This is a genomic window from Sulfurimicrobium lacus (assembly GCF_011764585.1).
GTDB classification, from domain to species: Bacteria; Pseudomonadota; Gammaproteobacteria; order Burkholderiales; family Sulfuricellaceae; genus Sulfurimicrobium; species Sulfurimicrobium lacus.
The window spans coordinates 2,867,446-2,884,931 of record NZ_AP022853.1; the positions used below are offsets into that span (position 1 = coordinate 2,867,446).

Here is a 17,486-nt window from a genome sequence, read left to right on the forward strand (position 1 = left end):
TTCGGGTGCTACCGGGCATGAATAAAACGCCTCAGCAATCAAATAACCGGTTGTTTTTACGCTGTTCGTTTTGTAGTCAATGGGATCTAACGGGCATGCGATTTGCATTTCGCGGGGGAAAGTTGCCCCCGAAAACCTCCAGAGTGTCAAAAAACCGCCGATTTCAGGGTAAAATCTCTCCTTTTTTCGTCCGGTGTCGTCAAGCACGAACAAAGGTAAGAGAATTCATGGATCTAAATCAATTTCTTGGGTTGGGCGACGGTTCTGAAGATGCGCAGGAAGCGCGCGAACGCCTGCAGCTGTATATCAACCTGAAATTATCCTCGTCCGGCCAGCCGGCCTGCGAGCAAGGCAGCGACAGCAACTTCCTCGAAGTTGCCGACAGCCTGCTCAAAAGCTACCGGGAAAAATCGCGTCTGCTGTCCGGCTATCTGTGCCCGCCCGACCAGCGCATCCAGTCTTTCCTTGACGACTACCTGGCCGACGTTGCCGAAGGCGTCGTCCCGCGCCTGCCGGAAAATACTCTGGTACTCGACCGCCACGGCGTGGCGCGGGAGCTTTCCCTGCCGGCCAGGTCGGACGAGTTCAAAAGCGAATATGTCAGCAGCTACCGCATCCGCAACGGCGTGCTGCACAACCCCACCAGCGACCGCCGCACCACCAAGGGCTCGTTCCACGTGGCCGAAGACGGCCTGCCCATCCCCGGCGACAAGAAGGCCGTGCCCAAGCTCACTTTTGCGCGCCTGCTGAAGGCTGCGCTCAACCCGCCGGAACATCTGCTGCGCCTGCCGTTCACCGCCACGCAGAAACATGAAGCGAAAATGTTCGTCTCGCTGCTGCTGCGCCCGGTGGTGTGCCCCGAAATCCCCGGCCACGAAGCAGAAAAGAGCATGGAAATCCGCTTTTTTGCCCCGGGCAGCCTGGTGAGCAACCTCGATTTCGTCGAAAGCATTTTCGGCAATGGCGGCAATCCGGTACTGGCCTCCAACGATGCCGGTCTCGACGTGGATCACTGGTCCGGCCACAGCGGCTGCGTCATCCTTGCGCCACACCTGGTTCAATTCACCAAGAAAGAACTTGGCCTGCCCCAGCGCGATAAAGCCACGCCGCGCCAGATCGCGGATGGCATGTGCTGGAGCGACGAAGGCGAGCTGTACAACGACGGTGCAGCCTTCAAGATCACCGCGCGCGACGAGCGCGGCGTGATCGTCACCATTCTTGCCGACAACTACTACGGCTACTGCAAGAAGGAAGTCAAAACCCAGATCAGCTACGCCGCCAACCTCTTCGGCCTGGCCGAAGAGGAACACGCCGGCGGCGCACTGGCCTTCCCGCGCCACAACCACGGCGAGGAATTCGGTGTGGACAGCGTCACCCGCGTGGCCGGTTATAGCTTCGAGGAAATGGTGGCGAACTACGGCGCGCTGATGGACCTGCAGCCCCAAGGCTACGCCATCGACAAGCTGCACCCCGAAGTGGTCTATGTGCCACAGGACCTGCGCATGGACCTGCCGAACCAGACCATCAGCTGGCTCCAGGGCGACACGCGCCAGTCGATCAAGCTGCAGCCGGGCAAGATCTACGTCCAGCCCAACGGCTACAAGGTCGAAATGCAGAAGCACCCCGGCGCGCCTTCATGGCGCCTGGTGGGCACCGACCCGGAAGGCACTTTCTGCCACAAGCCCTGCACCGTGTCGGGCGGCGGCAAGTCGGAAATTTCCAAGTCGATGACCGACGCCGTGATCTACGCGCCGCTGTTCGTCGCCAACCTGGAGCACGATCTCGACCAGGTCGAGGCTATTTTCAACCGCGACTACGGCACGCGCTTCAAGCCTGGCTGCGAATCCGAGGACCGCGACCCCAGCCGCAAGCTGCTCAGCGCGGAGCGCAGCATGGGCTCGGTGATCAAGGTGCTCACGCCCTCCCCGTCCTATTCCGACGAGTTCAACGTCTGGCTGGAAGGCGTGCCGGACCGCATCCTCGCCCTGGCTTTCGTGATCAAGCGCATGTATCGCCCGGACTGGGGCAACGACTGGCGCAAGTTCCTGTCGGTGGATTTCGTCAACGGCCACCCCGGCCACGAACTGAAGCTGGGCGAGCGCAAGCTGGTCGGCTCCTACCTGCGCGTAGGCTTCACGGAAAAAGGCGCGTGGCGCGTGTTCAAAATGCGCCAGGACTTCATCCCCGCCGAAAAAGTGCAGATGGAAGACGACATCACCGCATCGGTGGTAGTCCCGGTCGAAGTGCTGCCCAACACCTCGCCGAAAAGCGCCGACCCGTGTGTCAAGCTGGTGCGCAACTGCGAATACCGCCTGTTCCAGCGCCCGGACGACGCTATCCACCGCGGTTTCGACAAGCAGACCGAAAAGGACATGGCGCAGCGCGACAACTTCTTCGCGAACTACGAGCCGCTCCAGGGCGAGAAGCTGACCGAAATCGTCGACGACGTGGTCGGCTTCGGCCAGTACACCGAGCCGATGCGCAACATCCTGCAGCAGGCGCACGATACCGGCGAAACGGTAGTGTCCTCAGCCCACCCGCGCATCGTCGACGGCAAACCGAGCAAGAACCCGCGCTACCTCCAGCTGCGCACCGACATCGCCAACCCGGTACGGCGCTACGTCGCCGAAATCGGCGCGCGCTTCAACCGCCGCGTGCCGCTCGGCACCGCCGTGGTCGAACCGGTCAACGCCGTGCTGACCGGTCGCCGCAACAACCCGCCGGAGCCCGGTATCCGTCCGCTGGCCGTGTACAACCCGATCCACTACCAGGAACTGCCCGAGCTGTTCATGGACTTCGTGTGCAGCCTCACCGGCAAGTCGCCCTCCACCACCGGCGCCGGCAGCGAAGGCGCCCTGACCAAGGGGCCGTTCAACGCCCTGCGCCCCACGGCAGACCTCAACAATGCGCTGGTGTCCTTCATTCTCAGCGGCTACGCCGGATACTCGACCGCCGCCGGACACGTCGGGCCCAAACTGCGCGTCGATCACGACATCAGCCTGCTGGTGCCGGAAATCTGGTCGCGCCTGTCGTCAAAGGTGCGCGATCCGCGCTTCATGATCGAAAACGGCTACCTGGAAAAAATCGAGGACTTCGAATACCAGGGCCGCCCGATCCAGGCCAGCCGCCTCGGCTACCGCATCACCGAGCGCTTCGTGCACGGTTTCATGGGCAAGATGTTCGATGCTCCCCGCGCGGTATTCGGCGAGGAAATCCTGCGTCCGGAAAGCCAGGGACTGGACGTGTTCGCCGACGGCGTGGAAAACATCGTCGAAGCCCAGCAGAACGTCGCGGCATGCTACATCAAGGACGGCAGCGTGGAAGACGCCTGCCCGCCGCTCAAAGCCCTGCTCCACATCATGGCCAGCGGCAGCTATGAAGGCAAGGATGTGCACCACCCCGACATCCGCGCCATGTTCACGCGCGAAGCGCTGCTCGCTTCCGACTGGTACCGCGAACGCCTGGAAACCAAACAGGCGCGGGATATCGCGCTATGGAAACGCCATGTCGCCTACCTGGAGTCCTTCGCCGTGCGCAGCAGCCATCAGGACGTGGCGGAAAAACTCGACATTCTCAGCCGGGTGAAACTGGCCAGGACCAAGCTGGAATGGGTGAGCGGCAGCGCCTACCTGCAAAGCCTGCGCGGCACCATCGGCGCCGATCCGATGGGGCGCGCCGGGAAGTAGCGCACCGTTATAGACGTAGGGTGGGTTAGGCACGCATTTGTGCCGTAACCCACCAGCGTGCCGCAAGGCACTCATCAAAGTCGAGTTGCTGAGCAACGCCTGGTGGATTGCGCGAAACGCTTAATCCACCCTACATTCGCCATTCCCTCCCCTTGAAGGGAGACGATGGAACGTTACACGTTGAACATGGCCAATCTTTCCGCCTGATCCACGCGCTCCCAGCTGAATTCCGGCTCCGACCTGCCGAAATGCCCATAGGCGGCGGTCTGGCGGTAGATAGGCCGGCGCAGTTCGAGGCTGTCGATGATGCCGCGCGGCGTCAGTCTGAAGGTGCCGCGTACCATCGCTTCCAGCTTTTCATCCGGCACGGTTCCGCTGCCGTAGGTTTCGATCAGCAGCGAGACCGGTTCCGCCACCCCGATGGCGTAAGCCAGCTGCACCAGGCAACGCTTCGCATAGCCCGCCGCAACCAGATTCTTGGCGATATACCGCGCCATGTAGGCCGCCGAGCGGTCCACTTTGGTCGGGTCTTTCCCTGAAAAAGCGCCGCCGCCGTGCGGGCAGGAGCCGCCGTAGGTATCGACGATGATCTTGCGCCCGGTCAGGCCGGTGTCGCCGTTGGGACCGCCGATTTCGAACGGGCCGGCGGGATTGACCCACAGCTTGAAGTCCGGGGTGCGCAGCTCGAGCGGCACCAGCGGGTCGATGACCTCGCGCGTGATTTCCTGCGCCACCCAGGCCGGGTCGAGGTCGCGCTCGATCTGGGTGGAAATGACCACGTTCTCGACACCCGCCACGCGCTGCCCTTCGTAGGCGACGGTCACCTGGCTTTTCGCATCGGGGCGCAGCCACGGCAATTCACCGGATTTGCGCAGCTCGGCCAGCCGCTTCACCAGGCGGTGCGCCAGCCAGACCGGGTAGGGCATGAGGTCCGGCGTCTCATCGCAGGCGTAGCCGAACATCAGCCCCTGGTCGCCGGCGCCGATGTCTCCGCCCGCCAGCGTGATGCCCTTGTGGATCTGGATGGACTGGTGATTGAAGCGCACCTGCACTTCGCAGGTGTTGGGGTCAATGCCGGTTTCGGCATCGCGGTAGCCGATGTCGCGCAGCACCTGGCGGGCGATCTCCTCGGCGCGGCTCTCGATCTCGCTGAACAGTTCCTTGCGCACGGTTTTGAACTCGCCGGCAATCACTACCAGGTTGTCCGCCACGAAAGTTTCGCAGGCCACCTTGGCTTCGGGTTCCTCGGCCAGAAAAGCGTCCAGGATGGCGTCCGAGATCTGGTCGGCGATCTTGTCCGGGTGGCCTTCCGCGACGGATTCGGAGGTAAACAGATGACGTCTGATATTCATTGATTTCGTTCCTTTATGACTGCGTTGCGCATTTTGCGCAGCGATTATTCCACAAGATTCCTGAAAATGTGGCCGATCTAACGCACCGCAAGGCGCCACAGCGACGTCACCTCGGCGGCGCGCGCGGCGTGAAGCGGGTCGCTGGCGTCCGAGGCGCGGGGATGGGTCGGCTTGACATCCATGCGCCCCACCACTTTCAGCCCCGCTTTATCGAATGCGGCCAGCAGCGCCTCCCGCGAACGCAGCCCCAGGTGCTCGGCCAGGTCGGACAGGATCAGCCAGCCCTCGCCGCCCGCTTCCAGGTGCTCGGCCAGCCCGCCCAGAAAGCCAAGCAGCATGCGGCTCTCCGGGTCGTAAATCGCATGTTCGATGGGCGAATTCGCGCGCGCCGGCAGCCACGGCGGATTGCACACGATGAGCGGCGCCCGCCCTGCGGGAAAAAGATTCGCGGAGACGATCTCCACCTGTTCGCCCAGTCCGAGCCGCGTGAGATTCTCGCGCGCGCACGCCAGGGCGCGCGGGTCCTGGTCGGTGGCGACGACGTGCTTCACCCCCCGGCGGGCCAGCACCGCCGCGATCACGCCGCTCCCCGTGCCGATGTCGAAAGCCAGTTCAGAGGAAGGCAGCGGCGCCTCGGCCACCAGTTCCACGTACTCGCCGCGCACCGGCGAAAACACGCCGTAGCAGGGGTGGATGCGGCCGCCGAGCGCCGGGATTTCCACGCCCTTCTTGCGCCACTCGTGCGCCCCGATCAGGCCGAGCAACTCGCGCAGCGAGACCAGCGACGGCCTCTCGGCAGGACCATACGCCTCCATGCAGGCCTCCCGCACATCCGGCGCACGCCGCAAGGGAATGGCGTAATCCGCCTCCAGCGGCAGCAGCAGCATGCCCAGGATGCGCGCACGCTGGGACTGGAACTGGCGGTGAAAATGGAAGGCCTCGCTCGGCGAGATAGCCGGCTTGCGCGGCTTGCGGTCGATGCGGCGCGCCATGGCCTGCTGCAACTGGCGCGCGTTCTGATAATCCCCGCGCCACAGCAGCGCGGTGCCCTCGCAGGCCAGGCGGTAGGCGGTATCCGCCGTCATGCGGTCATCGGCGACCGTCACGCGCTTGGGCGGCGGCGCGCCGCTCTCCGAACGCCAGCGGGCGGATCGGTTTTCGTCCGCCTCGGACCATTCAACAACGGGAAATTCAGTCACGCAGCTGCAACCTTTGGCGTTTCGCCAAAAAAATCAAAAAACGAACAATACAGCAGTCAGCCGGCAAGAACCACTTGCGCCAGCGCAGCCGAACAATTTCGGCAGAGGTGCGAACATTCCGGAAAATCCGCAGTCAACGAGTTATGTGAGCTTATCCCTCAAAGGAGGTTCGCCATGTTACGCAAACTCGCTGGAAATGGCCTTTTCCTGCTGCTCCTGGTCCTGGGTGGCTGTGTCGTCTACGACCCCTACCCTGGCTACTACTACGATTACCCCCAATACTCCCCCCGCTATCACTACTGGGGACCACCCATGGAGTTCCGCTATCACCACCACCGCGGCGGCTGGCATGATGGTCTGAACCAGGAGGATGGCGCGCTAAAACTGCCCTTCCGGCTGGGGTTTCAGGACGAGCCGCTCATGTGTCCCGATCCGGGATCTCGGACATTGCCGACGGGGTGACGCGATTTAAGTGTCGGCACGGACCGTACACGACTGATCGGGGGAGCGCCGCCTACTGCTTCCGGCTCTTCTCGATCAGGTCGTAGGCGATCTGCACTTCCTTGGCCTGCTCGGTGGCCACGGCGATCATGTCTTCCGGCACGCCCTGCCCCATCAGCTTGTCCGGATGATATTGGCTCATCAGCTTGCGGTAGGCACGTTTGACTTCCTGGTCGCTGGCTTCCCTGTTCACGCCCAGCGCCTTGTAGGCGTCGTCCAGGGCGCTGGCCGATGCAGTCTGACCGGCGCCGAAGTGCGACTGGTTCAGGACCATATCCAGCATGCTCCGGAATGCGGCCGGGCTATAGCCGAGATTTCCGGCGATCTCCATCAGCAGGCGCTCCTCGATCTCGTCGATGCGCCCGTCGGACAGTGCCATGACGATGAGATAGACCAGCAACATCTGCTTCAGGCTGTGCGTATGGCCGCAGACGGCCATGAATTGCCCCAGGACGGGCTGGTAATCGAAGTCCGGCGCGGCGCCGCGCTTGAACAGCGCAATGGCTTGCTGGCGGTGCTCGGCCGACATGCCCAGCTGGCGGATAAGCTGCTCCACGTGCCCGACTTCTTCCTCGGAGATGCGGCCATCGGCCTTGGCGATTTTCCCCATCAGGACGAAAACGGTTTCAAGAAAAACGGCCTGGCGGTGCGCGGCGCTGAGCGGGTTTACGCCGCCGGCACCGTAGGCGTTATAGCGGTCGATCGCGCTGCCCAGGAAATAGCCGGCGATGGCGCCGAAAAATCCGAAGAAATAAAAGCCCAGCAAGGCGCCGACGAGTTTGAACAAGACAATTCCCGGTATGCGTGCGAAAACGCCGATTATATCCGGGCCCGGCGCTGGTATCATGCGCCCATGAAAAATCATCCCGACATCGATACCATCATTGCCCGCACCCGCTGCTGGATCGAGCGCGTAGTGGTCGAACTGAACGTTTGCCCGTTCGCCCGCAAGCCTTACGAGGGCGGGAAAGTGCGCTATGTTGTGAGTGCCGCGGCGCGGCCGGAAGACCTGCTGGACGAAGTTCAGCGCGAACTGGAGTTGCTGCGCGCGACGGATGCCGCGGAAATCGAGACCACGGTGCTGATCCATCCTTACGTGCTGAGCAACTTCCTCGACTACAACGACTTCCTCGGCATCGTCGATGCCTTGATCGAAGAAGGCGGATACGAGGGCGAATTCCAGGTGGCGAGCCTGCATCCCGATTACCAGTTCGCCGGCACCGAGCCCGACGCTGCCGAGAACTACACCAACCGCTCGCCCTACCCCATCCTGCATCTCCTGCGCGAAGCGGAACTGGCGCGCGCCATCGCCGGGTACGCCCGCCCGGACAAGATTCCGGAACGCAACATCCGCACCCTGGAGAAACTTGGCGCGGCGCGCATGCGCGAAATTCTCGACGAATGCATGCGCATCGGGAGCGACGACGCGTGAAGGCAAAGCTGCTGGGGATCGCCGTCAAGCCGGTTCGCCTGCAGCCGATGCAATTGCGCGAGACGGGTGAATTAAGCCTGCAGGCAGGCCTGGTCGGCGATAGCCGGGGCAAGCCCGGCCCACGCCAGGTTACCTTGCTTTCCCTGGCAGCGTGGCACACGGCCTGCAATGAAATCGGCGTAATTTTGCCCTGGACGGAACGCCGCGCCAATCTTCTGGTCGGAGACTTGCCGCTTTACCAGTCCGCCGGTTCCCGCATCGTGATCGGCGATGCTGTGCTGGAAATAACCGGCGAGACCGACCCCTGCGAACGCATGACGGCGGTACACCCGAAACTGTTCGATGCGCTGGTTCCCGAATGGCGCGGCGGGGTGTGCTGCCGGGTACTGCGCGGCGGGGCGGTCACGTTGGGAATGGAGATCGAACTGGCCTCCGCGAATGAGATAGCGGAATCGGGCTGAACGGAATTCAGACCGCCGCCGCAGACCTTAATTTATCCTTAAAAACTCAGTTAGCCACAGAGAACACAGAGTTCACAGAGGAAAAACAGGCGCTTGGAGGGTTGCTGCCGGTCACCCATTGGGTACGGCAGGGGCAGATCGCAGCCCATTGTTCTCTCTGTGTTCTCTGTGAACTCTGTGGCTTGAACTACGGTTTTTTATGTAACTTTGGAATTTAATATGAGATCAGTAATAAGAATGTTTTTCAGGACCTTACGCCTCGTGATCGGCCCGTTCATGCTGCTTTGGGAAGCGGCGACCACGCCCAAGGGCATCGTGCGCCAGCCAGACCAGCAAAAGCAGGTCGACCAGCATTGCCGCAGCCTGGCCCTTTACCAGTTCAAGACCTGCCCTTTCTGCATCAAGGTCAGGCGCGAAATCAGCCGCCTGTCGCTCGGCATCGAACTGCGCGATGCGAAAAACGACCCGCAACACCACGAAGCTTTATTGCAGGGCGGCGGCGCGGTCAAGGTGCCGTGCCTGAGAATCACGGACGAACAGGGCAACAGCCGGTGGATGTACGAGTCCGCGGACATCATCCAGTACCTGAACGAACGCTTCGCCTAGGGCGGGAATGCGCCGCGATCGTCCCTTCCCCTTTCTCGCCAGAGCGAGCAGCTTTGCTGCCGCTCTCGGCGGGGACACTCCTTGCGGGTGCAAGGGGAAGGTCAGGATGGGGATGGGTTGAAACCGGAGCTGAGTTTTTACCCCATCCCCCACCCAACCTCCCCCTTGAAGGGGGAGGAACGAAACCTGCTAGACGACTACTTAGCGCGATGAATGGCCGGCCGGGCGAGGGTGCCGTCCAGCCTGTAGTTGCCGCGCATGGTCTTCTTCTTTTCTTCCAACGAGAGCTTGACGGCCCCGGACAGGGCACCCTTGGCGGAAACTTCGCCATACCCTTCGACCAGTAGCCCTTTGCCCGCCATGCGCATCACCCGGTATCCCTGCCGGTCGCCGGAAGGTTCGAGCCTGAACGACCACACGTCGAAGGGCGTTTGCCCGATATAGATCGCCTCGACCGCGTAATGCAGTGTTTCCGCCAGGTCAAATCCCGTTACGGCACCGTCGCGCAGCGTGACGCTGCCGGTCAGCAGCGGCTGCCGCAATAGCTGCTCAGGCATTGTTGCCTGCTGGAGGAAGCTGAAGGCGGCATCGAGCTTGCCGGAAACAATCGGGGAATCCGGCTTGGCGGAAGACGCGGCGATATTCGCCCCAGCAATGCGCACGTCTCCGGCGGCAGACCAGCCGGCATCCCAGGACAAGGTGAGCGAGCCGCTGACCTTCCCGCCGGAAACGCTGCCGCTCAGATCGTCGAACCGGATGCTCCGATCGCCTGCCTTGGCGGTGGCATGCAAGGATGAGATTTTGACCGGCAGGAAATAAAGCGGCGCAATGTCGCTTGCGCTGACAGACACGCCAAGGCCGCCTTCCGGCGCGGGCGCGAAGTCAGCGCGCAGCGCGCCATCCTCGCTGGCCAGCGAGGCCTTGTCCAGCCGTCCTGCAGCCGAAAAATCGAAATCGCCCCGGAAAGCAGGGAACGCCGGATCGCTTGCTGCGATTTTCAGGTTCCGCACGGTGACCCGCGCAACCTGGTAGGCCGGCTGTTGCTGCGCATTCTTCGCGGGCCAGCCGGCAGCCGTTTCCAGCATCCCCGGCGCCAGATCCACTTTCTCCAGCTCGATGCGCTCGACCTTGCGAGCGCTGCCGAGCAGCGTTCCCCAACCGGCATAAATCGTGGCTACGGCAATGCGGCTGTCGCCCTGCGATCCGATCCGCACCTGGTCGAGTTTGAGATGCGGCGAAGGAAGGAGCACGACATGCATGGACTGAATCTTCACCGGCTCACCCAGTTTCGTGCTCGCCAGCTTCTCGAGCTGAGTGCGGGAAGAACCGAGCGGCACGAAATTGATCCCCACACCAGCCAAAACCAGCAATGCCACGAGCCCTGCGGCTCCCCATTTGATCCGGGTTAGCAGGACGGCCTTCCTGTCGCCGGACTCCCCCGGCTCGCGCTCCTCGCGCGCACTGAGCATGGCCTCTTTCCGGGCGACTTTTTCCGCCGCCTCGCGGGCTTTGCGCTCGGCTTTTTCCTGTGCCTTGCGCTCTGCCTCTTCACGCGCACGGCGTGCCTCGTCCGCCTTGGCCTGGCGCTGGGCTTCCTTGCGAGCCAGACGTTCGGCTTCGTCCTGAGCCTTGCGCTCCGCCTCTTCGCGCGCGCGGCGTGCCTCTGCTTCCTTGGCTATGCGCGCAACTTCCTCGCGGGCGGCGCGTTCGTCTTCTTCCTGAGCCAGTCGCTCGGCTTCCTCGCTGGCGGCGCGCTCCGCTTCTTCCCGCGCCAGCTGCTCGGCTTCTTCGCGTGCGCGGCGTTCCTCTTCTTCCCGGGCTAGAAGCTCCACTTCCTCGCGAGCGGCGCGCTCTGCTTCTTCACGCGCCAGCTGCTCGGCCTCTTCGTGTGCGCGGCGTTCCTCTTCTTCCCGGGCCAGACGCTCGGCTTCCTCGCGGGCGGCACGTTCCGCTTCCTCGCGGGCGGCACGCTCGGCTTCTTCACGCGCCAGATGCTCGGCCTCTTCGCGGGCGCGGCGCTCCTCTTCTTCCCGGGCCAGGCGCTCTGCTTCCTCGCGGGCGGCGCGCTCAGCTTCTTCCCGCGCCAGCCGTTCTGCCTCTTCGCGCGCGCGGCGTTCCTCTTCTTCCCGGGCCAGGCGCTCTGCTTCCTCGCGGGCGGCACGTTCCGCTTCTTCCCGCGCCAGCTGCTCTGCTTCTTCGAGGGCGCGACGCTCCTCTTCTTCCCTGGCTTGGCGCTCCGCTTCCTCGCGAGCGGCACGTTCCGCTTCTTCCCGCGCCAGCTGCTCGGCCTCTTCGCGGGCGCGGCGTTCCGCTTCTTCCTGGGCTAGACGCTCCGCTTCCTCGCGGGCGGCACGCTCGACTTCTTCGCGCGCACGGCGTTCCTCTTCCTCCTTAGCTTGGCGTTCCGCTTCCTCGCGGGCTATACGTTCGGCATCCTCCTTCGCCTTACGCTCGGCCTCTTCGCGCGCGCGGCGTTCCTCTTCTTCCCGCGCCTTCAAGCGTTTGGCGATTCTTTCTTCCCTGGTTTTGCGCTCGGCTTCCTCGCGGGCGGCACGCTCTGCCGCCTCCTTCGCCTTGCGTTCAGCTTCTTCGTGAACCCGGCGGGCCTCTTCTTCCCTTGCCACACGCTCCGCTTCCTCGCGGACAGCGCGTTCCGCTTCTTCCATCGCCTTACGTTCGGCTTCTTCACTCGCTCGGCGCGCCGCTTCTTCCTTGGCCAAGCGCTCAGTTTCCTCACGGGCGGCGCGTTCCGCGGCCTCCTGCGCCTTGCGTTCGGCTTCTGCGCGAACCCGACGGGCTTCTTCTTCCTTGGCCTGACGCGCAGCTTCCTCGCGAGCAGCGCGTTCCGCGGCCTCTTGCGCCTGGCGTTCGGCCTCGGCGCGAACCTGGCGCGCCTCTTCTTCCCTGGCCTGGCGTTGTGCTTCCTCGCGGGCGGCATGCTCGGCTTCTGCCTTCGCCTTGCGTTCGGCTTCTTCACGAGCAAGACGCTCCGCCTCCTCCTTGACCCTTGCCTCGATCTGCAACTGGCGCTCGACTTCTTCTCTTGCAGCCAGTTGCTCGGCTTCCTGTTGAAGCTTTTCCTCGATATCGGCCAGGGAAATCAAATCCTCTTCATCGGCTTCCGTCTCGGACGGCTTCTGCTTTTCCAGCGCTTCCATGAATGCCTGGGTGTCTGCGACGGTGACGTAAATGCCTTGACGCGAATGCTCGGGGGCATTGATGGTGAATTGACCGGCAGGTATATAGCTTTCGCGAATCAGCCGCTCCTGGAGCAATGCCTCCAGTTCCGGCATGAGTCTGTTTTCCTTCATGCCCGATGTGGCGATGACATTCTCGACCGTCGTCTTCCCGTCGATCAGCGCGAGGATTTTTTGCCGCCGGTCCGCGAAAATACCCCAGCGACCTTTGGATTCGTTTATTCCTTTTGGGGTTTTTTCGAAGACGGTTTGCTTGTCGATGGACATGCTTGATTTTTTCCGGACGGGTGACGATTGGCGCACGGGCGAATGGTTTGATTTTATTCTACGCCAAACGCCATGAAATCCGGAATGGACAAATGCCTTGCGGACCTCATGCACATGAACTTTTTGTCATATTAAAACGTCCGCGCAGGAAGTTTTTTGGGAAGTGAACCATTCCTTCGTTGAACGAATCAAATTTGCATACCGATTTCAGCCACGAAATGTGACTTCAACCTTGTGTAACAAAAAGGAGAACCATCATGCTGGATTCATTGAAACGGGTAGGCAAGGACATCGGCCGCGAGATCAACCGCGCCTGGGAAAATCTTTCGGAAGGCTGGCGCGAGCTGCTGAGCCGGGGCAACAACGCGCTCACCCACTTCTCGCGCAACAAGGAAGACGAACTGGCCACCGGCAACACCCTGACGGCCTTCCCGCGCTGGAGCCTGCTGGCGGGAGAAGTGGAAGAAACGGAAAAGGAAATCGTGGTGCGCGTTGAAGTCCCAGGCATGGACAAGGACGACTGCCACATCTCGATCGAGGGCAATACGCTTTACCTGAGCGGCGAGAAACGCTTCGAGCGCGAAACGCACGACAGCACCTACCATGTCATGGAGCGTGCTTACGGCTCGTTCCGGCGCGCCATCCCCTTGCCGCGCAACGTCGACACCGAGCAGGCCGAGGCCAGCTACAAGAACGGCGTATTGAGCGTGCGCCTGCCCAAGTCCGGCAACCAGACCGCCAGAACCATTCCGGTCAAGGGATGATGAAGTTCAGCCTGCAGGCAGCTGTGGCGCTAATGTTGTTGTGCGCCGCGGCTGTCGGCTTCGCATCATCCGGCGGCAAGGAGGACAGGACCATGGGTTTCACGCTCACATCTAGCGCTTTTTCTCACAATGGCGCGATTCCCTCGCTCCACACTTGCGACAGTCGCGACGTGTCGCCGCCCCTTTCGTGGACGCCGCCGCCCGCCGGCACCAAAAGCCTGGTGCTGATCGTCGACGACCCGGATGCGCCCGACCCCGCTGCGCCCCGGATGACCTGGGTGCACTGGGTGCTGTACAACATTCCGCCAGGCACCACAGGCCTGGCGGGGGGGATGACCGCGCAAGACCTCCCGCACGGCACCCTGCAGGGCACCAACGACTGGCAGCGCAGCGCCTACGGCGGGCCATGCCCGCCGGTGGGACGTCATCGCTATTTCCACAAGCTGTACGCCCTCGACACCCTGCTGCCAAACCTGAAAATTCCTACCAAAGCCACGCTCGAGAGGGCCATGAAAGGGCATGTGCTGGCCCAGGCCGAACTGGTCGGGCTGTATCAGAAGCACTGATGGCTGCTTGCCATATCGGAAACACTGACGGCTGCTGCCGTCACGGGCGCCATGTACAATGGCGCCCATGACTATCGACGGCACCACTCCTTTCTCGGCGCTCACCCCGGACGCCATCCTGAACTCGCTCGACAGCGTGGGTTTGCGTGGCGACGGCCGCCTGCTGGCGCTCAACAGCTACGAAAATCGGGTTTACCAGGTCGGCATGGAGGAAGGGCCGCCGCTGGTGGCGAAGTTCTACCGCCCGGCGCGCTGGACGGACGCCGCCATTCTCGAAGAGCACGCCTTCGTCGAGGAACTGGCCGAGCGCGAGATCCCTGTCGTGCCGGCGCTCAAGCTGGGCGGGGGCAAGACGCTGCACGCCTTCGAGGGTTTCCGCTTCGCGCTGTTCCCCAGGCACGGCGGCCGCGCGCCGGAACTCGATGACAGCAACACGCTGGAATGGATGGGCCGCTTCCTCGGCCGCATTCACGCCATCGGCGCCCTGCGTCCCTTCCATGAGCGCCCCACGCTGGATATAAAGAGCTTCGGCGAGGAGCCGCGCGATTACCTGCTGGCGCACGACTTCATCCCGACCGACCTGAACGAAGCCTACCGCAGCGTGGTGGCGCAGGCGCTGGACGGGGTGCGGCGCTGCTTCGACCGCGCCGGCAAAGTGCCGATATTGCGCCTCCACGGCGACTGCCACGCCGGCAATGTGCTGTGGACCGACAGCGGCCCTCACTTCGTCGACTTCGACGACAGCCGCATGGGGCCGGCGGTGCAGGATCTGTGGATGCTGCTTTCCGGCGAGCGCGCCGACATGACGCGCCAGCTCGCCGACGTGCTCGCGGGCTACGAGGATTTTTACGATTTCGACACCCGCGAACTGCACCTCGTCGAGGGGCTGCGCACCTTGCGCCTGATCCACTATGCCGCCTGGCTTGCGCGCCGCTGGGACGACCCGGCGTTTCCCGCGGCCTTCCCCTGGTTCAACTCGCAACGCTACTGGCAGGACCGCGTTCTCGAATTGCGCGAACAGATCGCGCTGATGGACGAGGGACCGCTGTGGTCGGCTTAACACCGGGCGCCCTGAGCGCATAAAATTTAACTATACCTGACCAAAACGATGGTGTAATTTATCGCTTCAATGACCAAGCCCTTAGCCCAAACCACGAACACCCAAGTCATCAAGCTGGAAGAAGAGCTATACAAGCGCAACCAGCAGATCGCCTTGTTCAAGGAAGTGGTCATGGCGGTGCGCGAGCGCTTCGACGTCGAAGGCATTTTCGACATGGTGGCCAGCTTCGCGCAGGGGCTGATCAAGGCCGAAACCGTCCTGATTCCCGTGCTGGACGACAACTGCACCACCTACACCTACCGCGCCGGCTGCGGCCTGAATGCCGAGGAAATCGTCGGCGAAAGCCTGGACATCAACCTGGGCATCTGCGGCTGGGTATGGAAGCACCAGCGCCCCTGGTGGCACGGCGTGCTGGAAGAGCTGGACGCGGAAGAGCGCAACAAGTGGGAAAAGGAAGTCGGCAGCGTCATCCTGGTACCGGTGGTGGGCCGCAACCACTTTCTCGGCGGCATCGCCGGCATCAACAAGATCGGCGGACGCGACTTCGACCGCAACGACCTCGACCTCCTCACCCTGTTGGCCAGCCAGGTCGCCATCGCCATCGACAACAACAGCCTGATCGAGCAACTGGAGCAGGCCAACCGCAGCCTGTTCAGCGAGAAGAAAAAAGCCCAGGTCACCCTCTCGTCCATCGGCGATGCGGTGATCACCACCGATACCCAGGGACGCATCGAGTACCTCAACCCGGTTGCCGAACAGATCTTCGCCACCAGCCTGAGCGAGGCCAGATCGAAGCGCCTGGCGGAACTGGGCACCCTGTTGTTCGAACACAGCCGCAAGGAAGCCGGTAACCTGGTGGAGCGCTGCCTGCACAGGGGCGGACTGCCGGAACAGTACAACACCCTGGTCCTGGTGCGCGACGAGCGGCGGGAAATCTACCTCGAACCCAGCGCCGCGCCGATGCGCGACCAGAACGGAAAAGCGTTCGGCGTCGTGCTGGTGTTGCGCAACACGACACAAACGCATGAACTGACCAGCCAGCTTTCGCACCAGGCCACGCACGACGCCCTGACCGGGTTCTTCAACCGCCACGAGTTCGAATACCGCATCAAGCAGGCCATCCACGACGCCCATGTGAGCAACAGCGAGCACACCCTGCTGTACATGGACCTCGACCAGTTCAAGGTGATCAACGACACCTGCGGCCATATCGCCGGCGACGAGCTGCTGAAGCAGTACACCGCCAAGCTGGCCAGCCGGCTGCGCCAGGACGATATCCTGGCGCGCATCGGCGGCGACGAGTTCGGCCTGCTGCTGCAAAACAGCACCACCGAGCAGGCGCTGGCCTTCGCCAACAAGATTCTGGAGCTGACGCAGCATTTCCGCTTCGTCTGGGAAGACAAAACCTTCAGCATCGGCATCAGCATCGGCCTGATCAACATCGATCGCGAAAGTGCATCCGTGATGCACATCATGAGCCGGGTCGACGCCGCCTGCCACATGGCGAAAGAAGCCGGGCGCAACCGCATCTACGTGCACGACGAGGCCGACCAGGCGCTGCACGCGCGCCACGGCGAAATGGAATGGACGCCGCGCATCACCAAGGCGCTGGAAGAACAGCGCATGGAGCTCCATTACCAGCCCATCGTGCAGCGCGATGCGCCGGCGGACCTCGTCAGCCATTACGAGATCCTCATCCGCATGCGCTCCGAATCCGGCCAGCTGATCGCCCCCGGCGCCTTCCTGCCGGCCGCGGAGCGCTACAACCTGATCGCCACCATCGACCGCTGGGTCGTCAGTACCTATTTCCGCTGGCTGGCTGAGCACCCCGGCCACCTGCAAGCGCTGGAGCTCGGCTCCGTCAATCTCTCCGGCAACTCGCTGGGCGATGACGGCTGTCTGACGCACATCGAGAACGCGCTCAAGGAATTCGCCATCCCGCCGGAGAAAATCTGCTTCGAGATCACCGAAACGGAGGCCATCGCCAACCTCGGCAAGGCCACCCACTTCATCAACCGGCTCAAGAACCATGGCTGCAAGTTCGCCCTCGACGATTTCGGCAGCGGCTTTTCCTCCTATGCCTACCTGAAGAAGCTGCCGGTCGATTTTCTCAAGATCGACGGCATGTTCGTCAAGGACATCGCCTCGGATGCCGCGGACTACGCCATGGTCGAGTCGATCAACCACATCGGCCACGTCATGGGAAGAAAGACCATCGCCGAGTTCGTCGAGAACCAGCGCATCATGGACACGCTCAGCAAGCTCGGCGTCGATTACATGCAGGGCTACGGCATCGCCAAGCCGCGCCCATTGAGCGGGCTGCTCGAATAACGACTTGAATCCGGCGACTTCCGTGAATGGGCGTGCACTTGCTTCTACCGGATTTTCCCCCGGC

Annotated in this window: 13 protein-coding genes; 9 read left to right on the forward strand and 4 right to left on the reverse strand. The window is 62.7% G+C overall.

Annotated elements, in window-relative coordinates; translation table 11 throughout:
- The first annotated feature begins 227 nt into the window (after window positions 1–227).
- Window positions 228–3,686, forward strand: a complete 3,459-nt coding sequence (locus tag SKTS_RS13925; protein WP_173066199.1) for a PPi-type phosphoenolpyruvate carboxykinase family protein — start codon at window positions 228–230, stop codon at window positions 3,684–3,686.
- A 173-nt stretch (window positions 3,687–3,859) separates the two neighbouring features.
- Here the strand turns inward: SKTS_RS13925 and metK are convergent, their stop codons facing one another.
- Both metK and SKTS_RS13935 read right to left on the reverse strand, forming a co-directional pair.
- On the reverse strand, window positions 3,860–5,032 hold the full coding sequence (gene metK / locus SKTS_RS13930) for a methionine adenosyltransferase (protein WP_210766875.1): 1,173 nt from the start codon (window positions 5,030–5,032) through the stop codon (window positions 3,860–3,862).
- Between the two features lie 83 nt (window positions 5,033–5,115).
- Window positions 5,116–6,237 carry a methyltransferase gene (locus SKTS_RS13935; protein WP_173066205.1) on the reverse strand — a complete coding sequence of 374 codons (1,122 nt, stop codon included), beginning with the start codon at window positions 6,235–6,237 and terminating at the stop codon, window positions 5,116–5,118.
- 174 nt (window positions 6,238–6,411) lie between these two features.
- On the opposite strand from SKTS_RS13935, the gene SKTS_RS13940 reads away from it, so the two are divergent.
- The gene (locus SKTS_RS13940) at window positions 6,412–6,699 is read left to right on the forward strand and encodes a hypothetical protein (protein ID WP_173058507.1); all 288 of its coding nucleotides are present in this window, start codon (window positions 6,412–6,414) and stop codon (window positions 6,697–6,699) included.
- Between the two features lie 52 nt (window positions 6,700–6,751).
- On the opposite strand, the gene djlA is transcribed toward SKTS_RS13940, so the two are convergent.
- Entirely contained in the window at window positions 6,752–7,603 is an 852-nt protein-coding gene (djlA, locus tag SKTS_RS13945) for a co-chaperone DjlA (protein WP_425315636.1), read from the reverse strand.
- On the opposite strand from djlA, the gene SKTS_RS13950 reads away from it, so the two are divergent.
- From SKTS_RS13950 to SKTS_RS13960, 3 genes are all read left to right on the forward strand, one after another.
- On the forward strand, window positions 7,592–8,170 hold the full coding sequence (locus SKTS_RS13950) for a DUF1415 domain-containing protein (protein WP_173066211.1): 579 nt from the start codon (window positions 7,592–7,594) through the stop codon (window positions 8,168–8,170). The two genes, djlA and SKTS_RS13950, sit on opposite strands and share 12 nt — an antisense overlap.
- Complete coding sequence (locus tag SKTS_RS13955; RefSeq protein WP_198420366.1) at window positions 8,167–8,631, forward strand: MOSC domain-containing protein; 465 nt, start codon at window positions 8,167–8,169, stop codon at window positions 8,629–8,631. The genes SKTS_RS13950 and SKTS_RS13955 overlap by 4 nt, the downstream gene beginning before the upstream one ends.
- Window positions 8,632–8,850: 219 nt before the next feature.
- Entirely contained in the window at window positions 8,851–9,237 is a 387-nt protein-coding gene (locus SKTS_RS13960) for a glutaredoxin family protein (RefSeq protein ID WP_173066216.1), read from the forward strand.
- Between the two features lie 197 nt (window positions 9,238–9,434).
- Here the strand turns inward: SKTS_RS13960 and SKTS_RS13965 are convergent, their stop codons facing one another.
- Window positions 9,435–12,701, reverse strand: a complete 3,267-nt coding sequence (locus SKTS_RS13965) for an AsmA family protein (protein ID WP_173066218.1) — start codon at window positions 12,699–12,701, stop codon at window positions 9,435–9,437.
- A 257-nt stretch (window positions 12,702–12,958) separates the two neighbouring features.
- Here SKTS_RS13965 and SKTS_RS13970 point away from each other — a divergent pair, with 257 nt between their 5' ends.
- The 4 genes from SKTS_RS13970 to SKTS_RS13985 all read left to right on the forward strand — a co-directional run bounded on the left by SKTS_RS13970 (window position 12,959) and on the right by SKTS_RS13985 (window position 17,422).
- Complete coding sequence (locus SKTS_RS13970) at window positions 12,959–13,465, forward strand: Hsp20/alpha crystallin family protein (RefSeq protein WP_173066221.1); 507 nt, start codon at window positions 12,959–12,961, stop codon at window positions 13,463–13,465.
- Window positions 13,462–14,031 (forward strand): YbhB/YbcL family Raf kinase inhibitor-like protein, encoded by a 570-nt coding sequence (locus SKTS_RS13975; protein WP_425315637.1) that lies wholly within the window; start codon window positions 13,462–13,464, stop codon window positions 14,029–14,031. Before SKTS_RS13970 ends, SKTS_RS13975 begins: the two co-directional genes overlap by 4 nt.
- Before the next feature lie 58 nt (window positions 14,032–14,089).
- Window positions 14,090–15,091 (forward strand): serine/threonine protein kinase, encoded by a 1,002-nt coding sequence (locus SKTS_RS13980; RefSeq protein WP_244617346.1) that lies wholly within the window; start codon window positions 14,090–14,092, stop codon window positions 15,089–15,091.
- Between the two features lie 69 nt (window positions 15,092–15,160).
- Complete coding sequence (locus SKTS_RS13985; protein WP_173066224.1) at window positions 15,161–17,422, forward strand: EAL domain-containing protein; 2,262 nt, start codon at window positions 15,161–15,163, stop codon at window positions 17,420–17,422.
- Window positions 17,423–17,486: the final 64 nt, after the last annotated feature.

What these genes read in the sequence shown, in the direction of transcription:
- SKTS_RS13925 (WP_173066199.1), top strand. Translation starts at nt 228, where the DNA reads ATGGATCTAAATCAATTTCTTGGGTTGGGCGACGGTTCTGAAGATGCG.
- SKTS_RS13940 (WP_173058507.1), top strand. Translation starts at nt 6,412, where the DNA reads ATGTTACGCAAACTCGCTGGAAATGGCCTTTTCCTGCTGCTCCTGGTC.
- SKTS_RS13950 (WP_173066211.1), top strand. Translation starts at nt 7,592, where the DNA reads ATGAAAAATCATCCCGACATCGATACCATCATTGCCCGCACCCGCTGC.
- djlA (WP_425315636.1), bottom strand. Translation starts at nt 7,603, where the DNA reads ATGATTTTTCATGGGCGCATGATACCAGCGCCGGGCCCGGATATAATC.
- SKTS_RS13960 (WP_173066216.1), top strand. Translation starts at nt 8,851, where the DNA reads ATGAGATCAGTAATAAGAATGTTTTTCAGGACCTTACGCCTCGTGATC.
- SKTS_RS13965 (WP_173066218.1), bottom strand. Translation starts at nt 12,701, where the DNA reads ATGTCCATCGACAAGCAAACCGTCTTCGAAAAAACCCCAAAAGGAATA.
- SKTS_RS13970 (WP_173066221.1), top strand. Translation starts at nt 12,959, where the DNA reads ATGCTGGATTCATTGAAACGGGTAGGCAAGGACATCGGCCGCGAGATC.
- SKTS_RS13975 (WP_425315637.1), top strand. Translation starts at nt 13,462, where the DNA reads ATGATGAAGTTCAGCCTGCAGGCAGCTGTGGCGCTAATGTTGTTGTGC.
- SKTS_RS13980 (WP_244617346.1), top strand. Translation starts at nt 14,090, where the DNA reads ATGGCGCCCATGACTATCGACGGCACCACTCCTTTCTCGGCGCTCACC.
- SKTS_RS13985 (WP_173066224.1), top strand. Translation starts at nt 15,161, where the DNA reads ATGACCAAGCCCTTAGCCCAAACCACGAACACCCAAGTCATCAAGCTG.